The 17,782-nt window shown below is 63.1% G+C and carries 19 protein-coding genes; 9 read left to right on the forward strand and 10 right to left on the reverse strand.

The features are described 5' to 3' along the window. Window positions 1–94 precede the first annotated feature (94 nt). Window positions 95–622, forward strand: a complete 528-nt coding sequence (locus EJ075_RS10950) for a hypothetical protein (RefSeq protein WP_126104360.1) — start codon at window positions 95–97, stop codon at window positions 620–622. Between the two features lie 46 nt (window positions 623–668). Here the strand turns inward: EJ075_RS10950 and EJ075_RS10955 are convergent, their stop codons facing one another. Further along, window positions 669–1,931 carry a ubiquinone biosynthesis hydroxylase gene (locus EJ075_RS10955; protein WP_095484920.1) on the reverse strand — a complete coding sequence of 421 codons (1,263 nt, stop codon included), beginning with the start codon at window positions 1,929–1,931 and terminating at the stop codon, window positions 669–671. 121 nt (window positions 1,932–2,052) lie between these two features. On the opposite strand from EJ075_RS10955, the gene tesB reads away from it, so the two are divergent. The 6 genes from tesB (at window position 2,053) to EJ075_RS10985 (ending at window position 9,832) form a co-directional block, all read left to right on the forward strand. Continuing rightward, entirely contained in the window at window positions 2,053–2,928 is an 876-nt protein-coding gene (gene tesB / locus EJ075_RS10960; RefSeq protein ID WP_095485120.1) for an acyl-CoA thioesterase II, read from the forward strand. Between the two features lie 220 nt (window positions 2,929–3,148). Next, window positions 3,149–3,487, forward strand: a complete 339-nt coding sequence (locus EJ075_RS10965; protein ID WP_073985197.1) for a P-II family nitrogen regulator — start codon at window positions 3,149–3,151, stop codon at window positions 3,485–3,487. Between the two features lie 31 nt (window positions 3,488–3,518). Continuing rightward, window positions 3,519–4,946 (forward strand): ammonium transporter, encoded by a 1,428-nt coding sequence (locus EJ075_RS10970; RefSeq protein ID WP_095484921.1) that lies wholly within the window; start codon window positions 3,519–3,521, stop codon window positions 4,944–4,946. Between the two features lie 258 nt (window positions 4,947–5,204). Beyond that, window positions 5,205–7,859, forward strand: coding sequence for a DNA translocase FtsK (locus tag EJ075_RS10975; protein ID WP_126104361.1), 2,655 nt, complete (start codon window positions 5,205–5,207; stop codon window positions 7,857–7,859). A gap of 166 nt (window positions 7,860–8,025) precedes the next feature. Beyond that, window positions 8,026–8,709 carry an outer membrane lipoprotein carrier protein LolA gene (locus EJ075_RS10980; RefSeq protein WP_126104362.1) on the forward strand — a complete coding sequence of 228 codons (684 nt, stop codon included), beginning with the start codon at window positions 8,026–8,028 and terminating at the stop codon, window positions 8,707–8,709. A 316-nt stretch (window positions 8,710–9,025) separates the two neighbouring features. Then, the gene (locus EJ075_RS10985) at window positions 9,026–9,832 is read left to right on the forward strand and encodes an exodeoxyribonuclease III (protein ID WP_126104363.1); all 807 of its coding nucleotides are present in this window, start codon (window positions 9,026–9,028) and stop codon (window positions 9,830–9,832) included. Window positions 9,833–9,905: 73 nt separating this feature from the next. On the opposite strand, the gene EJ075_RS10990 is transcribed toward EJ075_RS10985, so the two are convergent. Next, a complete protein-coding gene (locus tag EJ075_RS10990) occupies window positions 9,906–10,361 on the reverse strand; it encodes a cyclic nucleotide-binding domain-containing protein (RefSeq protein ID WP_126104364.1) in 456 nt (151 codons plus the stop codon). A 230-nt stretch (window positions 10,362–10,591) separates the two neighbouring features. After that, a complete protein-coding gene (locus EJ075_RS10995) occupies window positions 10,592–11,275 on the reverse strand; it encodes a response regulator transcription factor (RefSeq protein ID WP_029349304.1) in 684 nt (227 codons plus the stop codon). Window positions 11,276–11,422: 147 nt separating this feature from the next. Between EJ075_RS10995 and EJ075_RS11000 the strand changes: the two genes are divergently transcribed. Then, window positions 11,423–11,956, forward strand: a complete 534-nt coding sequence (locus tag EJ075_RS11000; RefSeq protein ID WP_245458137.1) for a L,D-transpeptidase — start codon at window positions 11,423–11,425, stop codon at window positions 11,954–11,956. A 74-nt stretch (window positions 11,957–12,030) separates the two neighbouring features. Here the strand turns inward: EJ075_RS11000 and EJ075_RS11005 are convergent, their stop codons facing one another. Further along, on the reverse strand, window positions 12,031–12,285 hold the full coding sequence (locus tag EJ075_RS11005) for a hypothetical protein (RefSeq protein ID WP_126104366.1): 255 nt from the start codon (window positions 12,283–12,285) through the stop codon (window positions 12,031–12,033). 164 nt (window positions 12,286–12,449) lie between these two features. Here EJ075_RS11005 and gcvA point away from each other — a divergent pair, with 164 nt between their 5' ends. Next, complete coding sequence (gene gcvA, locus EJ075_RS11010) at window positions 12,450–13,370, forward strand: transcriptional regulator GcvA (RefSeq protein WP_126104367.1); 921 nt, start codon at window positions 12,450–12,452, stop codon at window positions 13,368–13,370. Between the two features lie 119 nt (window positions 13,371–13,489). Here gcvA and EJ075_RS11020 read toward each other — a convergent pair whose 3' ends face one another. The 6 genes from EJ075_RS11020 to tsaD form a co-directional block, all read right to left on the reverse strand. Then, window positions 13,490–13,906 carry a DUF1761 domain-containing protein gene (locus tag EJ075_RS11020; RefSeq protein ID WP_126104369.1) on the reverse strand — a complete coding sequence of 139 codons (417 nt, stop codon included), beginning with the start codon at window positions 13,904–13,906 and terminating at the stop codon, window positions 13,490–13,492. A 129-nt stretch (window positions 13,907–14,035) separates the two neighbouring features. After that, window positions 14,036–14,734 carry a methyltransferase gene (locus EJ075_RS11025; RefSeq protein ID WP_206437541.1) on the reverse strand — a complete coding sequence of 233 codons (699 nt, stop codon included), beginning with the start codon at window positions 14,732–14,734 and terminating at the stop codon, window positions 14,036–14,038. Then, the gene (locus EJ075_RS11030; protein WP_126104370.1) at window positions 14,689–15,114 is read right to left on the reverse strand and encodes an EVE domain-containing protein; all 426 of its coding nucleotides are present in this window, start codon (window positions 15,112–15,114) and stop codon (window positions 14,689–14,691) included. Before EJ075_RS11030 ends, EJ075_RS11025 begins: the two co-directional genes overlap by 46 nt. A gap of 127 nt (window positions 15,115–15,241) precedes the next feature. Next, window positions 15,242–15,538 carry a YciI-like protein gene (locus EJ075_RS11035; protein ID WP_095484932.1) on the reverse strand — a complete coding sequence of 99 codons (297 nt, stop codon included), beginning with the start codon at window positions 15,536–15,538 and terminating at the stop codon, window positions 15,242–15,244. Window positions 15,539–15,668: 130 nt separating this feature from the next. Further along, a complete protein-coding gene (locus tag EJ075_RS11040; RefSeq protein ID WP_126104371.1) occupies window positions 15,669–16,679 on the reverse strand; it encodes an NAD(P)H-dependent glycerol-3-phosphate dehydrogenase in 1,011 nt (336 codons plus the stop codon). Beyond that, window positions 16,676–17,761 carry a tRNA (adenosine(37)-N6)-threonylcarbamoyltransferase complex transferase subunit TsaD gene (gene tsaD / locus EJ075_RS11045; protein ID WP_206437563.1) on the reverse strand — a complete coding sequence of 362 codons (1,086 nt, stop codon included), beginning with the start codon at window positions 17,759–17,761 and terminating at the stop codon, window positions 16,676–16,678. The genes EJ075_RS11040 and tsaD overlap by 4 nt, the downstream gene beginning before the upstream one ends. Window positions 17,762–17,782 lie beyond the last annotated feature (21 nt).

Raw genomic sequence — 17,782 nt, forward strand, 5'->3', positions numbered from 1 at the left:
CGCCCTGACCCGGATTCTTCTGCGGGCGCAACTTTTGCGTGTTGAAGCGGGACAACACTTCTCCTATCGTCGCTGCGGTTGGGGGGATGTCGGCATGCCGTTCTTGATTGCTATCCTTGGCGTGTTGGGCGCGGCGGCATTCTGGTGGTACCGGATGAAGGCTATGAACGATGCGGCGCGCGAGGTCGCGGACGTCGTCGGGCGTGTGCAAGGGAACATTCGGCGCAAGAGACTGCGTAACCAGGCGGCGCTCTCACCGCTGACGGCGATCGACGATCCGGTGGTGGCCGCCGCGACGCTGATCACTGCCATCGTCTCCGAGAACGGCCCTATCCTGCCGCAGCGCGAAGCTGCCATTCGATCGGTGATTTCGGAGATTGCGGACGAGAAGAAGACCGATGAGGCCGTGGTCTATGCCAAATGGGCGGCGTCACAGATCGACGATGCCACGATCGTCATCGACAAGCTGGCGCCGTTTTTGCGCGAGCGTCTGGATGTGACCGAGCGAAACGATTTGCTGCAGATGGTGAACCGCGCAGCGCAGGCTGGTGAGCAGCCCCTGCAGATATCCGACCAGCGGATGCTGCGGCTGCGCCAGAAGCTGGGCTTCGAGGTCAACTGAACGAAATTGTCTGATGCTCAATATGGTTTGCCGCCCCTTCCGGGCGCTAGATCGCCTCGCCCTTGAGCAGTTTCGGTGTGTCGCCGGACAGTCCGGACGCCTGGCGGATAAAGAAATCCTTCAGCCGCGGCATGCGTTCGACGAGGCCGAGGCCGACGTCGCGGACGGCGCGCAGCGGGCCGATGTCATTGGAAAACAGCCGGTTCAGGACATCGGTGGTGATGCCCATTTGCAGCGTGTCGAAGCGCCGCCACTGCTGGTAGCGTTCGAGAACGTCGAGCGCGCCAATATCCTGGCCGAGCCGGTCGGCCTCGACCACCACTTCAGCCAGTGCCGCCACGTCCTTGAAGCCGAGATTGAGGCCCTGGCCGGCGATTGGATGGATGCCATGGGCGGCGTCGCCGGCGAGCGCAATACGCGGCGCGACGAAGGCGCGGGCAAGCGTCAGGCCGAGCGGCCAAGCGCGTGGCTTGTCGGCGACATGGATTTCGCCGAGCTTCAGGCCAAAGCGCTGTTCCAGCTCATGCTCGAAGACGAGGTCGTCGCCGGCGACCAGTTTTTCGGCATCTTCCGAGCGCTCGACCCAGACGATCGACGAGCGGTTGGTCCCGTCCTTGTCCGGCTTGAGCGGCAGCGTGGCGAAGGGGCCGGCTGGCAAAAAATGCTCCTCGGCGCGGCCATTGTGCGGCCGTTCATGCGCGACGGTGCAGACGATGCCGGACTGGCCATACTCCCATTTCACCGTCTTGATGCCGGCCATGTCGCGCAGCTTCGAGTTGACGCCGTCGGCAGCGATCAGCAGCCGCGCCTTCAGCGTCGCGCCGTCGGCAAGATGCACGGTGATACCGGCGCCGTTGACGTCGAAGGCACTGACTGCGACGCCTTCGATGATGTCGATGCCGAGTTTTTCAGCGCGCCGGCGCAAGGCGCCGTTCAAATCCCTATTGGCGACCATATGCGCAAAGGCTTCGCCGGGTGCGACTTCGCCATCGAAGGTGAGAAACACCGGGCGCACCGGATCGGAAGTGCGCGAATCGGTGACGATCATTTCGGTGATCGCCTGCGCCTCCGGCGCGATTTCGGCCCAGACGCCGAGCTGGTCGAGCATGCGGCAAGCGGCAGCGGCGATGGCCGAGGCGCGGCCGTCCTTTTGCCAGACGCCGGCGGGCGCGGCGTCGACGACAGCGACGGCGAGGCTCGGCCGCGCCTGTTTCAACGACACGGCGGCGGCAAGGCCGACGTAGCCGGCGCCGGCGACCAGAATGTCGAGCGAAGTTCGGTTTTTTGCATCCGCCTTGCGGTCCACCATGGCAAATTCCTTTCCGGCCAAATTTCTTTCCGGCCTTGACTGCCCGTCATTCCTGTCGGAAACCGCAATAACACTTCTGCGGTGAGGCGAAGTTCGAAATCAAAACGACAGGGCGCGAAACATGACGGCGGCCATGGACGAGCTTCTCAGCATTCTCGACCTCGAGCAGCTGGAACACAACCTGTACCGTGGTCGCAGCCCCAAGCTCGACTGGCAGCGTATCTTCGGCGGCCAGACCATCGCCCAGGCGCTGGTCGCCGCCCAGCGAACGGTGGAGCCCGAACGCCACGTGCATTCGCTGCATGGCTATTTCATGCGGCCCGGCGACACCAAGGTGCCGATCATCTACCAGGTCGACCGCATCCGCGATGGCGGCTCCTTCACCACGCGGCGTGTTGTGGCGGTCCAGCACGGCCAGGCGATCTTTTCGCTGGAAGCCTCGTTCCAGCAGGACGAAGTCGGGCTCGAGCATCAGGTGCCGATGCCGCAGGACGTGCCGGCGCCCGACACATTGCTGTCGCAGCGCGAATTGATCGGCAAGTTCGGCGAGGCCGTCCCAGACGGCATCAGGCGCTACTGGGAGCGTGACCGGCCGATCGAGATGAAACCGGTGATGCTGGAGCATTACACCAGTCGGGAAAAGCTGGAGCCGAAGCAGAACATCTGGATCCGCACGACCGGCCCGGTTCCGGCCGATCGCGCCACGCAGGCGGCCGTGCTTGCCTATCTTTCCGATATGACGCTGCTTGACACCTCGACCTTTGCGCATGGCCGCGCCATTTTCGACAGCGACATCCAGGCGGCGAGCCTCGATCACGCAATGTGGTTCCACCGCAGCCATCCGCTCGACGACTGGATGCTCTACACGCAGGACAGCCCGTCGACGCAAGGGTCGCGGGGGTTCACCCGCGGGTCGCTGTTTGCCCGCGACGGCACGCTGATCGCCTCGGTTGCCCAGGAAGGCCTCATCAGGCTGAAGCGGTCGCCTGCCGAATAGGCAATTTTGCAAAATTGCCTACTTTTTAATCAGCTATGCTGCCGCGACTATGAACAGTCAGCCGACAAACCTTCCCCAATTCCTTATTTAACAACAGGTTAACACCCTGCTTCGGCAATTGGCACGGAGCTTGAATCCTAGCGGGCACTCTCCGGCTCTCATGGGGATCGGCGAAGTCGTGCAAACGCGGGGGACCCGCAACAGCAAAGGGTGAAACCTTATGAAAATCGTGATGGCAATCATCAAGCCGTTCAAGCTCGACGAGGTGCGCGAAGCGCTCACCGCAGTCGGCATCCAGGGCCTGACCGTCACCGAAGTCAAAGGCTACGGGCGTCAGAAGGGACACACGGAAATCTATCGCGGGGCGGAATACGCGGTCAGCTTCCTGCCGAAGATCAAGATCGAAGTCGCGGTCGGCGTGGACATGGTCGACAAGGCCGTCGAAGCCATCACCGCGGCGGCCAAGACCGGACAGATCGGCGACGGCAAGATCTTCGTTTTCGGCATCGACCAGGCGGTGCGCATTCGCACCGGCGAAACAGACACCGACGCGCTTTGAGCTGCGGACACGTATTCCAATGGAGAGTTCAATGAATATTCCTTCTACTTTGAAGTCCGCGGCGCGCACCGCGCTGCTGGGCGCGTTCACACTTGGAGCCTTAGGCACGATTGCCGCATTTGCGCAGGAAGCAGCTCCGGCCGCACCGGCAGCGCCAGCGGTGCCGGCCTTTACCGTCGACAAGGGCGACACGACGTGGATGATGATTTCCACCATTCTGGTGCTGTTGATGACCATTCCCGGCCTTGCCCTTTTCTACGGCGGCCTAGTTCGCGCCAAGAATATGCTGTCGGTGCTGATGCAGGTTTTCACCATCACCAGCGTGGTCATGATCGTCTGGGTTTTCTACGGCTACAGCCTTGCCTTCACCCCCGGCAATGCCTTCATCGGCGGCCTTTCCAAGATGTTTCTCGCCGGCGTCGACGTGACGACGCTGTCGGAAACCTTCACCAAGGGCGTCGCCATTCCTGAGCTGGTGTTCGTCATCTTCCAGATGAGCTTCGCCTGCATCACGCCCGCCCTGATCGTCGGCGCCTTCGCCGAACGCATCAAGTTCTCCGCCGTGATCCTTTTCACCATCCTCTGGGTCACGTTCGTCTACTTCCCGATCGCGCATATGGTCTGGTTCTGGGGTGGCCCGAGCGCTTATAGCGACCCGTCAGGGCTCATCTTCAGCTTCGGCGCCATCGACTTCGCCGGCGGCACCGTCGTTCACATCAATGCGGGCATCGCCGGCCTTGTCGGCGCGCTGATGGTCGGCAAGCGCATCGGCTACAACAAGGACGTCATGGCGCCGCACTCGATGACGTTGACCATGGTCGGCGCTTCGCTGCTGTGGGTCGGCTGGTTCGGTTTCAACGCCGGTTCGAACCTCGAAGCCAACGCCTACGCGGTGCTGGCGATGGTCAACACCTTCGTCGCCACAGCGGCGGCGGCCGTGACCTGGATCGTGCTTGAAACGCTGCTCCGCGGCAAAGCGTCCATGCTCGGCGCGGTTTCTGGCGCTGTTACCGGCCTTGTCGCCGTCACGCCCGCTGCCGGTTTTGCCGGACCTATGGGCGTCATCGTGCTCGGCATCGTCGCCACCTGCGTCTGCTACTTCTTCGTCTCGGTCGTGAAGAACAAGTTCGGCTACGACGATAGCCTTGATGTCTTCGGCATCCACTGCATCGGCGGCATCATCGGCGCGCTCGGCACCGGCATCCTGGTCAATCCCGCCCTTGGCGGCGCCGGCGTCGTCGATTATTCGACAGCCGACTTCGCCGCCGGCTATGCCGGCACGGCCACCCAGCTGTGGTCGCAGTTCAAGGGTGTCCTGGTAACCGTCCTGTGGTCGGGCATCGGCAGCGCGATCCTCTACAAGATCGTCGATATGATCGTGGGCCTGCGTCCGACTGCCGATGCAGAGCGTGAAGGGCTCGACCTCACCTCGCATGGCGAAGCGGCCTATCACCCATAAGTCTTGTCCGGGGCGGCCTTGGCCGCCCCGCATCCTCCCATCCCGTCGTGACGCTCCAGAAGGGCTCACGCATTGAGGCCCGGAACGTTTCCGGGCCTCTTTTTTGCGCGCAGATGCCGTGCCAGATACCCGCCGCAAGATACTTCCCCCAATCCCTTATAGTTAATGCTGCCTTAACCTTCCCGCCGATAGTCTGGTGCCCGAATCTGCCGAGCTGCGCGCACGCGTCCGGCCGGGCAATGACAGACGGGGAAGAGCATGCGTTCAGGGGCTTCAGCACCGCTCGCGCTGGCCGATACGGGGCACGGCATCGGGGCATTCGCGCGGCGGCAGGTCGGCCGGCTGGTCGGCGCCGGCCTGTTTGCGCTGGTCGCCTTCGGTATCGCCAGCCTCGCCACCTGGAACGTCGCCGACCCAAGCTTCTCCCACGCCACCGATAACATCGTCACCAACGCCATGGGCTATGTGGGCGCTGTTTTCTCCGACCTTGCCATGCAGTTCTTCGGCCTTGCCGCGGTCGCGGCGCTGGTGCCGGCAGTGGTCTGGGGATTTCTGCTGTTTTCGGCGCGCGGCGTCGACAGGCTGCCGAAGCGCGGGCTCGCCTGGTTCGGCTACGCGGTGCTTGCCGCGGCCATGGCCGGCTGCGTAGTGCCGCCCAAGACCTGGCCGCTGCCGACCGGTCTCGGCGGCGTGTTCGGCGACATGGTGCTCAACATTCCCGGTTTCTTCGTCGGCGGCTACCCGACCGGTCTCATCGCCAGCGTGCTCGCCGTGCTTCTGGCGGCGCCGGCACTGTGGCTGTTTGCCTATGGCTCGGCGCTGATTGCACGAAAGAACGGTTTCGCCGTCCTCGAGCAACAGGCCGCACCTGATCCGAGGGACCAGGACGACCTGCTTTTCGACAATGACGAGGATGAAGGCGACGAGGGCATTCTGGCGCTTGGCGCGATCACCCATTGGTGGCTGTCGTTGCGCGCCTACCTTCGCCGCCGCGCCGCTCGCCGCCGGGAGCGCGACGATTTCGAACCGGAGATGGAACCGCGTGCAAGCGCCTGGCGCCGCGCTGCCGAGAGGGTCGAATCGGCCGAGTTCGCCGAAGCGCGGATGAGCCCGGATGGCCGCGCCCGCGTCGAGCCGGAATTCTTCGCCGCCCTGGTCAACGACCGCAGTGCCTCGCTCGATCCCGACGACGCCGATGTCTTCGACGAGGACCACGACATGGATTTTGCGCCGGAGCCCGCGGGCCAGCGCCGCGCCGCGCCCAATGCGAAGGTGCAGCCGTTCCGCTCCGATGCGGCCACACGCGTCGAGGCGCCGGCGCCCCGGCCCGTTCCGGGCGCTCGTGTCCAGCGCGAAGCGCAGACGTCGCTGATCGGCTCCGAAACATTCGAAATGCCGTCGCTGCATTTCCTGTCCGAGCCGAAGAACGTCGTGCGCGACGCCAGCCTGTCCAAGGACGCGCTGGAGCAGAATGCCCGCCTGCTCGAGGGCGTGCTGGAGGATTTCGGCGTCAAGGGCGAGATCATCCATGTCCGTCCCGGTCCGGTCGTCACGCTTTATGAGCTGGAGCCGGCGCCCGGCATCAAATCGTCGCGGGTCATCGGCCTGTCCGACGACATCGCCCGCTCGATGAGCGCGATCGCCTGCCGCGTCGCCGTGGTGCCCGGCCGCAACGCCATCGGCATCGAGCTGCCGAACGCCAAGCGCGAGACCGTCTATCTCAGGGAGATCATGGCCAGCCGCGATTTCGAGACCACCAAAGCCAAGCTGGCACTGGCGCTCGGCAAGACCATCAATGGCGAAGCGGTCATCGTCGACATCGCCAAGATGCCGCACGTGCTGGTCGCCGGCACCACCGGTTCGGGCAAGTCGGTCGCCATCAACACCATGATCCTGTCGCTGCTCTACCGGCTGACGCCTCAGGACTGCCGACTGATCATGATCGATCCGAAAATGCTGGAGCTCTCGGTCTATGACGGCATCCCGCATCTTTTGACGCCTGTCGTCACCGACCCGAAGAAGGCGGTGGTGGCGCTGAAATGGACCGTGCGCGAGATGGAGGACCGCTACCGCAAGATGTCGAAGGTCGGCGTCCGCAACATCGACGGTTTCAATGCACGGGTGCAGCAGGCGGAGAAGAAAGGCGAGAAGATCTCGCGCACCGTGCAGACCGGTTTCGACCGGCAGACCGGCGAAGCCATTTATGAGACGGAAAACCTCGATCTCGAGCCGATGCCCTACATCGTCGTCATCATCGATGAGATGGCCGACCTGATGATGGTCGCCGGCAAGGACATCGAAGGCGCAGTGCAGCGCCTGGCGCAGATGGCGCGTGCCGCCGGCATCCACGTCATCATGGCGACACAGCGGCCGTCGGTCGACGTCATCACCGGCACGATCAAGGCCAACTTCCCGACCCGCATTTCCTTCCAGGTGACGTCGAAGATCGACAGCCGTACCATCCTGGGCGAGCAGGGCGCCGAACAGCTGCTCGGCATGGGCGACATGCTTTACATGGCCGGTGGCGGCCGCATCCAGCGCGTCCACGGTCCCTTCGTTTCCGATGACGAAGTCGAGAAGATCGTCGCGCATCTGAAGCTGCAGGGCGTGCCGGAATATCTCGACGCCATCACCGAGGATGACGACGAGGAAGACGAGCCGTCGGGCAAAGGTAGCTCCGGCGGCGGTAGCAGCGGCAATTTCGAGGATTCCGACGATCCCTACGATCAGGCGGTTTCGGTGGTGCTGCGCGACGGCAAGGCCTCGACCAGCTACATCCAGCGCAGGCTCGGCATCGGCTACAACCGCGCCGCCTCGATCATCGAGAAGATGGAGAAGGAAGGCATTGTCGGCCCGGCCAACCATGCCGGAAAACGCGAGATTCTGGTACCGACGGAGGACGACAAGTTCTGATCAGGCCGGCAACAACCGGCAGACCTGCTCGCCACAACCTTGACGGGCGGCAACTTTGAACCTTTTGGCGCGTTGCAACGACCAAGCGCTGTTCGCCCGCCAAACTTAAGCCCAACTGGGGGGTCAAACACTGCGACAACAGATAAACCAGACGAGAGTGACCGGCATGAAAAACTCTTCTTTCGCCACGATCAGCGATTTTGCCCCGACCCGCCGCCAGTTGCTTGGCCTCGGCCTGGTCCTGGCGGGTGCTGCGGCCATCAATGTCGTGCCCGGGGTCCAGTTGCTGGCGTCGGCGCAAGCGGCGGTGCCAGCCACCGCGCAGAAGATCGCCGACCATTTTTCCTCGGTCAAATCGATGGCCGGCGAGTTCGTGCAGTTCGGACCCAAGGGCGAGCAGACCGGCGGCAAGTTCTTTCTGGAACGGCCGGGCAAGATCCGCTTCAACTATGACGGGACGTCGAATTTCAGGGTGATTTCCGACGGCAGGTCGGTGGTCATCCTCAACAAGCGGCTGAAAACGTCCGATCTCTACCCGTTGTCGAAGACGCCGCTCAAGCTGCTCCTCGACACCAAGATCGACCTCTCCGGCGGCCGCGTCAAAAGCGTCAAGGAAGAGAACGACGTCACCACCATCCAGCTTGCCGACAAATCCGTGTTCGGCAGCTCGAAGATCACCATGATGTTCGATCCGAAATCCTACGAATTGCGCCAGTGGACGATCACCGACGCGCAAGGCAAGGACACGACGGTGATGATCTTCAACGTCAGGGAAGGCGTAAGCTTCGCCCCCGACACTTTTGCCATCGACTATACGGCTAACCGGGAACTGAACACCAAGTCGCGCTAAGGTATGGTGATATTCAGGTGATGCCGGCCTGCGAACGGCGGTTTCCTGTGCTTCCGGTGCTCACGTACCCAAAAGTACGCTCCGCTCCGGTTGTCGGAACCCACCATTCTCGGCTCGGCCTGACCTGAATCTCAACATACCTTGGACGCGGTTTTTTCGATGGCTGTGCAAAGTCATGGGCCGTGCCTTGCCAGGCGCGGCCCGGCTTGTTTTTAAAGCTCGCGGCTGGCAGGTTCTGGCCCGACTCTCTCATGGGCGCATGACTCGCCAAAGGCGTTTGCCTCTGGCGGCCATGCGCTGCCCCCGGATCCTGTGCATGTCCTTTTCCATCGCCACCTGGAACATCAATTCCGTCCGCCTGCGCATGCCGATCGTCGAGCGCCTGCTTAGAGAACAGGCACCGGATGTGCTCTGCCTGCAGGAAACCAAAGTTCCGGACGAGCTTTTTCCCGAGAAGGCGTTCCGCAAGCTCAGCTACGAGCACATCGCCTTCCACGGCCAGAAGGGCTATCACGGCGTGGCGACGGTGGCCCGGCGGCCGATCGAGATCGTCGAAAAGCGTCGGTTCTGCGAGATCGAGGATTGCCGGCATCTGTCGGTCACCGTGCGGGCCGGCGGCAAGGCGATCCTGCTGCACAATTTCTACGTTCCGGCCGGCGGCGACGAGCCCGATCCGGAGATCAACCGCAAGTTCAGGCACAAGCTGGATTTCGTCGCCGAAATGAACGCCATCCGCGCCGAGCATGACGAGGTCTCCGGATCGATCCTGGTCGGCGACCTCAACATCGCGCCGCTCGAGCACGACGTCTGGTCGCACAAGCAGCTCTTGAAAGTGGTCAGCCATACGCCGGTCGAGACGGAAAATTTCGAGGCGATGCGGCTCGCCGGCGACTGGGTCGACCTGATGCGGCTCAACGTGCCTTATGAGCAGAAGCTCTACACCTGGTGGAGCTATCGCGCGCAGGACTGGGAAGCGTCGGATCGCGGCCGGCGGCTCGACCATGTCTGGTCGTCGCCCAATCTGGTGCCGAGCTTTGCCGGCTATGAGATCCTGCGGCTGGCGCGCGGCTGGGAACGGCCGTCGGACCATGTGCCGGTGATCGCCCGGTTCGATTTAGAGTAGGGCGGACTGCCGCCTGTAGCGCGTCCCCTCTGTCCCGCCGGCGTTTCAGAAGTTCCGTACTACCGTTGCTCACTCAGTTGTCGAAGCGCGACGCCAGCTCTTCGATGCGGCGGATCATTGCCTGAAAATCCTCGGAAATGCGCTGGTGCAGATGGACCGCGATATCGGGATATTCCTCCAGGATGCGGCGGAACATCTTGCGGCTGAGCCGCAGCACTTCCGAATCGATCTCGGCGGATGCGCTGGTCAGCCGGTTGGTGTCGGCGATCAGCGCCAGTTCGCTGAGCGTCGTGCCGGGGCCGGCCGTGCCTATCGGGACGCGGTCGCCATTCTGCTCGCGATACAGCACGATGCGCCCGCTGACCACGATATAGGCGCAATCGGCCTCGTCGTCCTCGCGGTAAAGCTTGTGGTCGGCCTGCAGCCTTGTGGTTTCCGCGCCAAAGGCGAGCAGACGCAACTGTTCGTCCGTGAAGCCCTCGAAGAGCCTCACGGTGGACAGGATGCGGATGTCGTCATCCAACGCCATCTAGCTATGTCCCCGAACGGTCAGTCCAATCCCTCCCTTAGGGCGCCGAGCGTCCCTTTGGGCGCGCAAAGGACGCTCTAAACGCTTGAAATCGATGCACCGTGCTTTCCAAAAAATCGATTTCGATTTTTGGGCCGATGCATCAGCGAGTCCGATCCAGAACCACCTCCAGTCTCAGGATCGTGCCCGAAAGCGGCCCCGCCCCGACCGCTCATTGGATAATTAAATGTTTAAGGAACCAGCTTGTAGCCGCCGCTTTCTGTCACAAGAATTTCCGCATTGGAAGGATCGCGCTCGATCTTCTGGCGCAGCCGATAGACATGGGTTTCCAGCGTGTGCGTGGTGACGCCGGAATTGTAGCCCCACACTTCCTCGAGCAGCACGTCGCGCGTCACCACCTTCTGGTCGGCGCGGTAGAGATACTTGATGATCGAGGCCTCCTTTTCGGTCAGCCGCACCTTGGCGCCGCGCTGGTCGATCAGAAGCTTCTGGCTGGGCTTGAACGTGTAGGGGCCGACCGAAAAGGTGGCGTCTTCGCTCTGCTCATGCTGGCGAAGCTGCGCACGAATGCGGGCCAAGAGAACCGCGAAGCGGAACGGCTTGGTCACATAGTCGTTGGCGCCGGCTTCGAGGCCGAGAATCGTGTCGGAATCGGTGTCGTGTCCAGTCAGCATGATGATGGGCGACTTGTAGCCGCCCTTGCGCAGTATCTTCACCGCCTCCCGGCCATCCATGTCGGGCAGGCCGACATCCATGATGAGCAGATCGATGAGGCCGCCGCGGGCCGTGGCGACGCCTTTGGCGGCGGTTGATTCCTGCAGGACGTCGAATTCCTCATAGAGAGACAATTGCTCGACGAGCGTGCCGCGCAGGTCGTCATCGTCATCGACGATCAGAATGGTGCGTGAAGTCATGGATCAATCCGTTGTTTTGAAAAGAAAATTCAGTTGACCGCTGCCTGTTTATGCGGAAGCTGACCGGCACAACAGCCGATCACAGTGATTTGTTCCGTGGCACGATCATACAAGAAAAAACGCGCGTGCAATGAGGCGAGCGCATTTTTGCGAAAAGGGCTCCGTGTTCTCACGGTGCGCGCCAGGCCCGGCCACGCCAGCCAGGGGTTCCTGCAGGCTGGCAAACTGGTGTTTTTATGTGCGCTGGGACGCGGCGGCATATCGGCCGGCAAGCGCGAAGGCGACGGCGCCACGCCACTTGGCTCGATGCGGATCCTGTCGGGATATTTCCGTAACGATCATTTTTCCGAGGGCCGCAAAACCCGGCTGGCGATGGCGCCGATCGGCTCAGATCTCGGCTGGTGCGAGGTGCCTGAGGACCGCAACTATAACCGCCCGGTCAGGATTCCCTATGGCGCCAGCCACGAGCGGATGCTGCGCGCCGACCGGCTTTATGACGCCTGCCTGGTGCTGGACTGGAACATTGCGCCGCGCCGCCGCGGGCGCGGCAGCGCGATCTTCTTCCACTTGGCGCGCCCCGGCTTCACGCCGACGCAAGGCTGCGTCGCGGTGACGGCACGCACGATGGCCCGGCTGTTGCCGCTGCTGTCGGACCGGACGGTGATGAGAGTGGTACGATAGGGGAGTAGGGGAGTAGGGGAATAGGAGAGTAGGAAGTTGTCAGCCGATATGCGCGTTCGCGCTCCCTTACTCCCCTACCGTTTCGGCTTCTGCCAGCCGATGTCGAGCAGGCCGAGCCGGCCTAGTTCCTGGTCCATGGCGCGGGCGACATCCTTCCGCTCGGCGCCGATGTCGCGCAGTTGGCGGTCCGAGAGGTCCTCGACATTTTCACGCGGCAGGCCGGGCTCTTGCGGGAGGTTGATCGCGATTCTCGCGTGATGGAACCATTCAACTGCCGCGCGCAGCCAGGTCGGTCCGGCAGCCGGAGACTTCAAAGCAATGTGTGACATGACGTGATCCGTTCCATCCGGACATCAAATCCGGTTTGATAGTTTATCGATGGTCACATCATGCCGGATTGAAATCTAAGAGGGAAACGAGTAGTTTTTTCCAGATTATCAAGTTTAATTTGTGGATCAAGGGCAATGATCCTGCCAAAAATCATTCCGCGCTGATGGCGCGCCTGCTGCCTGGAACCCGTGCACTGAGGACGCTGGAAGCGGCGGCCCGGCACCTCAATTTCACCCGCGCCGCAGACGAGCTCGGTCTGACGCCGGCCGCGGTCAGCCACCAGATCAAGGAAATCGAGGATCAGCTCGGCATCGTGCTGTTCACGCGCACCAGCCGCACCATCCGGCTGACCGAGGCGGGCGCGGTGCTGTTCGAGGCCGCTACCGACGCGCTCGACCTGCTTGGCCGGGCCGTCTCACGGGCGCACAAGGTGGCGCGTGGAACGGCGCTGCTGAAAGTCACTCTCGACGCACAGTTCGCGACAAAATGGCTGATGCGGCGCGTCGACGGGTTTCGCAAGCATCAGCCCGACATCGAGCTCCGCTTCGACATCAGCTATGAGGTGCGCGACTTCGATCTCGATGATGTCGATATCGGCATCCGCTTCGGCGCCGGGAAATATCCGGGACTTTGCGCCGACCGGCTGTTCGAAAACGTCATCATTCCTGTCTGCAGCCCGGCGTTGCTGCGGGCGGGGCCGCCGCTGAAGGAGCCGCGCGACCTGTTTCACCACACGCTTGCCCACATCGAGTGGGCGCGCCAGGGTGTGACATGGCCGAATTGGCGCATGTGGATGGCAGCGGCGGGCGTCGACGATTTCGACGACAGCCGAACGATGGTCTTCGGCACGTCTTCAGATGTCGTTCAGGCTGCGCTCGACGGCAATGCCGTCGCGCTCGCCGATTTCGCCATGGTGGCAAACGACCTTTCCGAGGGCAGGCTGGTGCGACCGTTCGAACTGGGCATCAAGGTTGCGCCCGAATTCGCCTATTTCCTGGTCTACCCAAAAAGCGCGGCGCGCGACCCGCGCATCGTCGCTTTTCGCGAATGGCTTCTCGACGAAGTCGCGAAGACGCCAACCTGACGATCGGATCCTTAGAGCGGTTCAGCGATTAAGAGAATCGCTGAACCGCTCTAGCTGTTTGTTTTTTGCGCAATTCCGGACGGAAAACCGTTGCACACTTTTCCTGGAATTGCTCCAGCTCAAGCCGCCGCCGCGCCGAACCAGCCGATCACCGCGCCAATGATAAGCAGCACGCCAAGCCAGTGGCCGCAGTCTATGATGGTCAGGTCCCAGCCGAAACCCTCGTAACGATGATTGACGGAAAGCGTCGTGGCGACGAATCCCAGCCAGAGAACGAAGCCGAAGACCAGCCCGGCAATGAGGCTCGGCTCGCCGCCGGTCATTGCTCCGATGACCAGGGACATGACGAACGCCATGACAAGTTCCGCGATGAAGCTGATGACGAAGGGCAACGGCGATTTGCTCATGGTCGCCGGATCAAGCTTGGCGGCCTTGAGCCAGGGCTTGCTCAAGCCCATGTACCAGGCCGCGCCGAACAACCACGCCACCACGGCGGCGATGATCACCGCCAGCCAGTTCACTGCTGAAAAATCCATGATTTCCCTCCCCCGGAAGCATGTCGCCCAAAAGCCTGCCCTCGGGCCTGACCCGAGGGTGCCCGGCGGTTCTGGGACAACGACATTCTCAAAATCGATGCGTGATGGAACGCCTGTTCGGCTGTGCCGTCAAGCAAACCGCCAGACGGTCGTGCGTTTGACCAGGGAATCTTCCAGCGCCCGGGTTACCGCCACTTCGTAGACGGCGAGCGGCTCCAACCCCGCCTTCGGCAGATAGGAGCGGCCGGGATCGCCAACGAGGATGTCGGCGCCGCGCGACTTCAGTGCTGCGAACCACGGCATCAGCCTGTCGGCAAAGGATCTGTCGTAGAAGACGTCGCCGGCCAGAACCACATCCCAGCGCGCATCGGTTCCGATGCAGTCCGAGCCGAGGAACGTTATCCCGACGCCATTGGCCTCGGCATTGAGGCGGATCGCGGTCGCGCAGAACGGGTCGATGTCGGCGGCGATCACCTCTGCCGCGCCGGCCTTCACTGCCGCAATGGCGACAAGGCCGGAACCGGAGGCGAAGTCGAGCACGCGCTTGCCGTGCACATCAGACGGATTGTCGAGGATGTAGCGGGCAAGGCCTTGGCCGCCGGCCCAGGCAAAGGCCCAGAAGGGCGGCGGCAGGCCGATTTCGGCCAGTTCGTCCTCGGTCCGCTGCCACAGATCATGCGCCTCGTCGGCCAGATGCAGCAGGATCTCCGGCACATGCGGCGGCGCCATCAGCGTCGTGTTGTCGAGGATGAAATTCTTCGCGCTGTTTGGCGTCAGCGCCGTCACGGCGCCGGCGTCAGGCCGCCCATGCGGCAGACCTCTTTCCATTCGGCCGGTGTCACCGGCTGCACGGAAAGCCGTCCGAGCCGGACCAGTGCCATCTCGGCAAGCTTGGGATTGGCTTTGACCTGTTCCAGCGTCACCGGCTTCGGCACGTCCTGGACGGCGCGGATATCGACGCATTCCCAGCGTGGATCGTCGGTGGTGGTATCCTGATGGGCCAGCGCGCAGACCTCGGCGATGCCGACCACGTCGAGCCCGTCATTGGAATGGTAGAAGAAGCCGAGATCGCCGATCTGCATCGCCTTCATGTTGTTGCGCGCCGCATAGTTGCGCACGCCGTCCCATTGCGTGCCGGCCTTGCCCTTCGCCTTCAGCGCTTCAAAGGAGAAGACCGAGGGTTCCGATTTGAACAGCCAGTAGTTCATCGTTTTTGCTCCTCCTGAAGGCTGGAAATCAGCTGCAGCGCCGCGCGTCTTTCAGACGCGCAAAGGACGCTGTAGCACTTTGATTTTGCGCATGATCCCCAGCGAAAATCGATTCCGGTTTTCGGAGTCATGCGCTCGCCGGCTTGTTGAAGGTCCAGTTCCATTGCCTGATTTCGACGCTTTCGAACAGCCCGGCCTTGGCGTAGGGGTCTGCCGCCGACAGGGCCTCTGCCGCGGCCAGATCGGGCGCCTCGACCACGACGAGGCTGCCGTTCGGCTTGCCGTCGGCGTCGAGGAACGGACCGGCGAAGGCCAGCTTCTTCTCGCCGTTCAATCCTTCCAGGAAGGCAATATGCTCGGGCCGCGTATCGAGCCGCACCTGCAGGTTTTCAGGCTTGTCCTTGCAAATCAACGCAAACAGCATTTTTCGATCTCCGGATTGTTCGAGATTTATCGCATCGGCCCGAAAATCGGAATCGATTTTCGGAAAGCACGATGCGCAGGTTCAAAGTTGTTAGAGCGTACTTTGTGCGTCCAAGCGGACGCACGTCGCTCTAAACATCGGTTTCGGTCTTCAGCGGCCTTGTCATCAGCGCCGACACAGCCTGGCGGATGGTGATCGTGCCGTCCAGTATGGCGGCGACGGCGGTGATGATCGGCGCGTCGATCCGACGCTCGGCGGCGATGCGGGCGGCGATCGCCGCCGTCGGCACGCCTTCGGCCAGGGGCAGCCCGGCAAGCGGCTTGCCTTGCCCCAGCGCCAGCCCGTAGGCGAAATTGCGCGACTGGGCGGACGAGCAGGTCAGCAGCAGGTCGCCGAGGCCGGAAAGCCCCATCAGCGTTTCCGGCCTGGCGCCGAACGCAGCACCGATGCGGCGCAATTCGACAAAGCCGCGCGTCACCATGGCGGCCTGGGCGCTGGCGCCGAGCCCGGCGCCGGTGACGGCACCGGCGGCAATGGCGAAGACGTTCTTCAGCGCGCCGCCGATCTCGACGCCGATGAGATCGTCGCTCGAATAGCAGCGCAGATTCTCAGCCGAGAAGCGGCCGGCAAGGTCTGCCGCCAGACCCTCGTTGCGGGCGGCGACCACCACGGCCGTCGGCAGGCCCCTGGCAACGTCGGTGGCGAAGCTCGGGCCGGACAGGGCGGCAACCGGGTTTTCAGGCAGAATCTCTTCGACTATCGCCGACAGCAGCGCGCCGGTGTCGCGCTCGATGCCTTTGGCGCAGAGGACCAGCGGGGTGTCTTTCGGCATATGGATCTTTGCGGTCGCCAGCATGGCGCGCAGCGACTGCGCCGGCGCCACCGCCAGCACGCAGTCGGCGCCGTCAAGCGCGGCCTCGATGTCGCTCGTTGCCACGATGCCGGCCTGGAGCGCGATGCCAGGCAGATAGCGCGGATTTTCGCCACGGTCGATCGCGGCGACGGTCTCCGGGTCGCGCGCATAGAGGCGGACGAAATGACCGGCTCGCAGCATGGCCAGCGCCAGCGCCGTGCCCCAGGCACCGCCGCCGAGCACGGCAATGCGCCAGCCGCTTGGCGCCTTGTGCCCGCCGCCGGTCATGCCTTGGCCCCACGCCGGCCCGAGCCGACCATCGAGGCGGAGATGCTGTCCAGCGGCCAGCGCGAGCGCGGCACGAAATCGGCGGTGTTTTCACCCGCGATGCCGGCGCGCAGCCGTTCGATGCCGGCCCAGGCGATCATCGCCGCATTGTCGGTGCAGAGTTTGAGCGGCGGCGCGACGAAAGCAAAGCCGGCTTTCTCGCACAAGGCTTCCAGTGTCGTCTTGATCGTCCGGTTGGCAGCGACGCCGCCGGCAACAACCAGCGCAGGATTTTGCTTATCAGGAAAAGTTTCGCGAAAACGCGTCAGCGCTCTCGAAACACGATCATCCAGCACATCCGCCACCGCCGCCTGGAACGAGGCGCAGATGTCGGCGACGTCCTGGTCGCTCAACGGGGCGATGGCCGTCGCTGCCTGGCGCACGGCGGTCTTCAGCCCGGAAAAAGAGAAATCGGACTGCGCCGAGCCCTTCATCGGCCGCGGAAAGGCGAAGCGCGTGGCATCGCCGGCCGCCGCCGCTTTCTCGACATTCGGCCCGCCGGGATAGGGCAGGCCGAGCATCTTGGCCGTCTTATCAAAGGCTTCGCCGAGCGCATCGTCGATGGTCGTCGCCCAGCGCTGATAGTCGCCAACGCCACGCACGGCGAGGATCTGCGTGTGACCGCCGGATACGAGCAGCAACAGGTATGGAAAATCGAGCCCGTCGGTCAGTCGCGCGGTCAGCGCGTGGCCTTCGAGGTGGTTGATGGCGATCAGCGGCTTGTTTGCGGCCGCGGCAATGGCTTTCGCCGTCATCAGGCCGACGATCAGCCCGCCGACGAGTCCGGGGCCGGCGGTCGCGGCGATCGCGTCGATGTCGGCGAGATCGACGCCCGAATCGGCCAGCGCTGCCTCGATGATGCCGTCCAGCGCCTCGACATGGGCGCGCGCGGCGATTTCCGGCACGACACCGCCGAAGGCGGCATGCTCCTCGATCTGGCTGAGCACGATGTCGGACAGGATTTTGGGTGCGCCGCCGCCATCCAGCGTCACCACGCTGGCGGCGGTCTCGTCGCAACTCGTCTCAATGCCCAGAACGCGGATCAATTCGTCGCTGTCCCTAAA

It is taken from the genome of Mesorhizobium sp. M6A.T.Cr.TU.016.01.1.1 (assembly GCF_003952585.1).
Lineage (GTDB): Bacteria > Pseudomonadota > Alphaproteobacteria > Rhizobiales > Rhizobiaceae > Mesorhizobium > Mesorhizobium mediterraneum.

Bases quoted from the DNA above. Each gene is read 5' to 3' on its own strand.
- EJ075_RS11035 (WP_095484932.1), bottom strand. From the start codon at position 15,538: ATGCTGTTTGCGTTGATTTGCAAGGACAAGCCTGAAAACCTGCAGGTG.
- EJ075_RS10975 (WP_126104361.1), top strand. From the start codon at position 5,205: ATGCGTTCAGGGGCTTCAGCACCGCTCGCGCTGGCCGATACGGGGCAC.
- EJ075_RS10970 (WP_095484921.1), top strand. From the start codon at position 3,519: ATGAATATTCCTTCTACTTTGAAGTCCGCGGCGCGCACCGCGCTGCTG.
- EJ075_RS10990 (WP_126104364.1), bottom strand. From the start codon at position 10,361: ATGGCGTTGGATGACGACATCCGCATCCTGTCCACCGTGAGGCTCTTC.
- EJ075_RS10950 (WP_126104360.1), top strand. From the start codon at position 95: ATGCCGTTCTTGATTGCTATCCTTGGCGTGTTGGGCGCGGCGGCATTC.
- EJ075_RS11025 (WP_206437541.1), bottom strand. From the start codon at position 14,734: ATGGAAAGAGGTCTGCCGCATGGGCGGCCTGACGCCGGCGCCGTGACG.
- EJ075_RS11005 (WP_126104366.1), bottom strand. From the start codon at position 12,285: ATGTCACACATTGCTTTGAAGTCTCCGGCTGCCGGACCGACCTGGCTG.
- EJ075_RS11020 (WP_126104369.1), bottom strand. From the start codon at position 13,906: ATGGATTTTTCAGCAGTGAACTGGCTGGCGGTGATCATCGCCGCCGTG.
- EJ075_RS10955 (WP_095484920.1), bottom strand. From the start codon at position 1,931: ATGGTGGACCGCAAGGCGGATGCAAAAAACCGAACTTCGCTCGACATT.
- EJ075_RS10985 (WP_126104363.1), top strand. From the start codon at position 9,026: ATGTCCTTTTCCATCGCCACCTGGAACATCAATTCCGTCCGCCTGCGC.
- tesB (WP_095485120.1), top strand. From the start codon at position 2,053: ATGACGGCGGCCATGGACGAGCTTCTCAGCATTCTCGACCTCGAGCAG.
- EJ075_RS11040 (WP_126104371.1), bottom strand. From the start codon at position 16,679: ATGACCGGCGGCGGGCACAAGGCGCCAAGCGGCTGGCGCATTGCCGTG.
- EJ075_RS10965 (WP_073985197.1), top strand. From the start codon at position 3,149: ATGAAAATCGTGATGGCAATCATCAAGCCGTTCAAGCTCGACGAGGTG.
- EJ075_RS11030 (WP_126104370.1), bottom strand. From the start codon at position 15,114: ATGAACTACTGGCTGTTCAAATCGGAACCCTCGGTCTTCTCCTTTGAA.
- EJ075_RS10980 (WP_126104362.1), top strand. From the start codon at position 8,026: ATGAAAAACTCTTCTTTCGCCACGATCAGCGATTTTGCCCCGACCCGC.
- gcvA (WP_126104367.1), top strand. From the start codon at position 12,450: ATGGCGCGCCTGCTGCCTGGAACCCGTGCACTGAGGACGCTGGAAGCG.
- EJ075_RS10995 (WP_029349304.1), bottom strand. From the start codon at position 11,275: ATGACTTCACGCACCATTCTGATCGTCGATGACGATGACGACCTGCGC.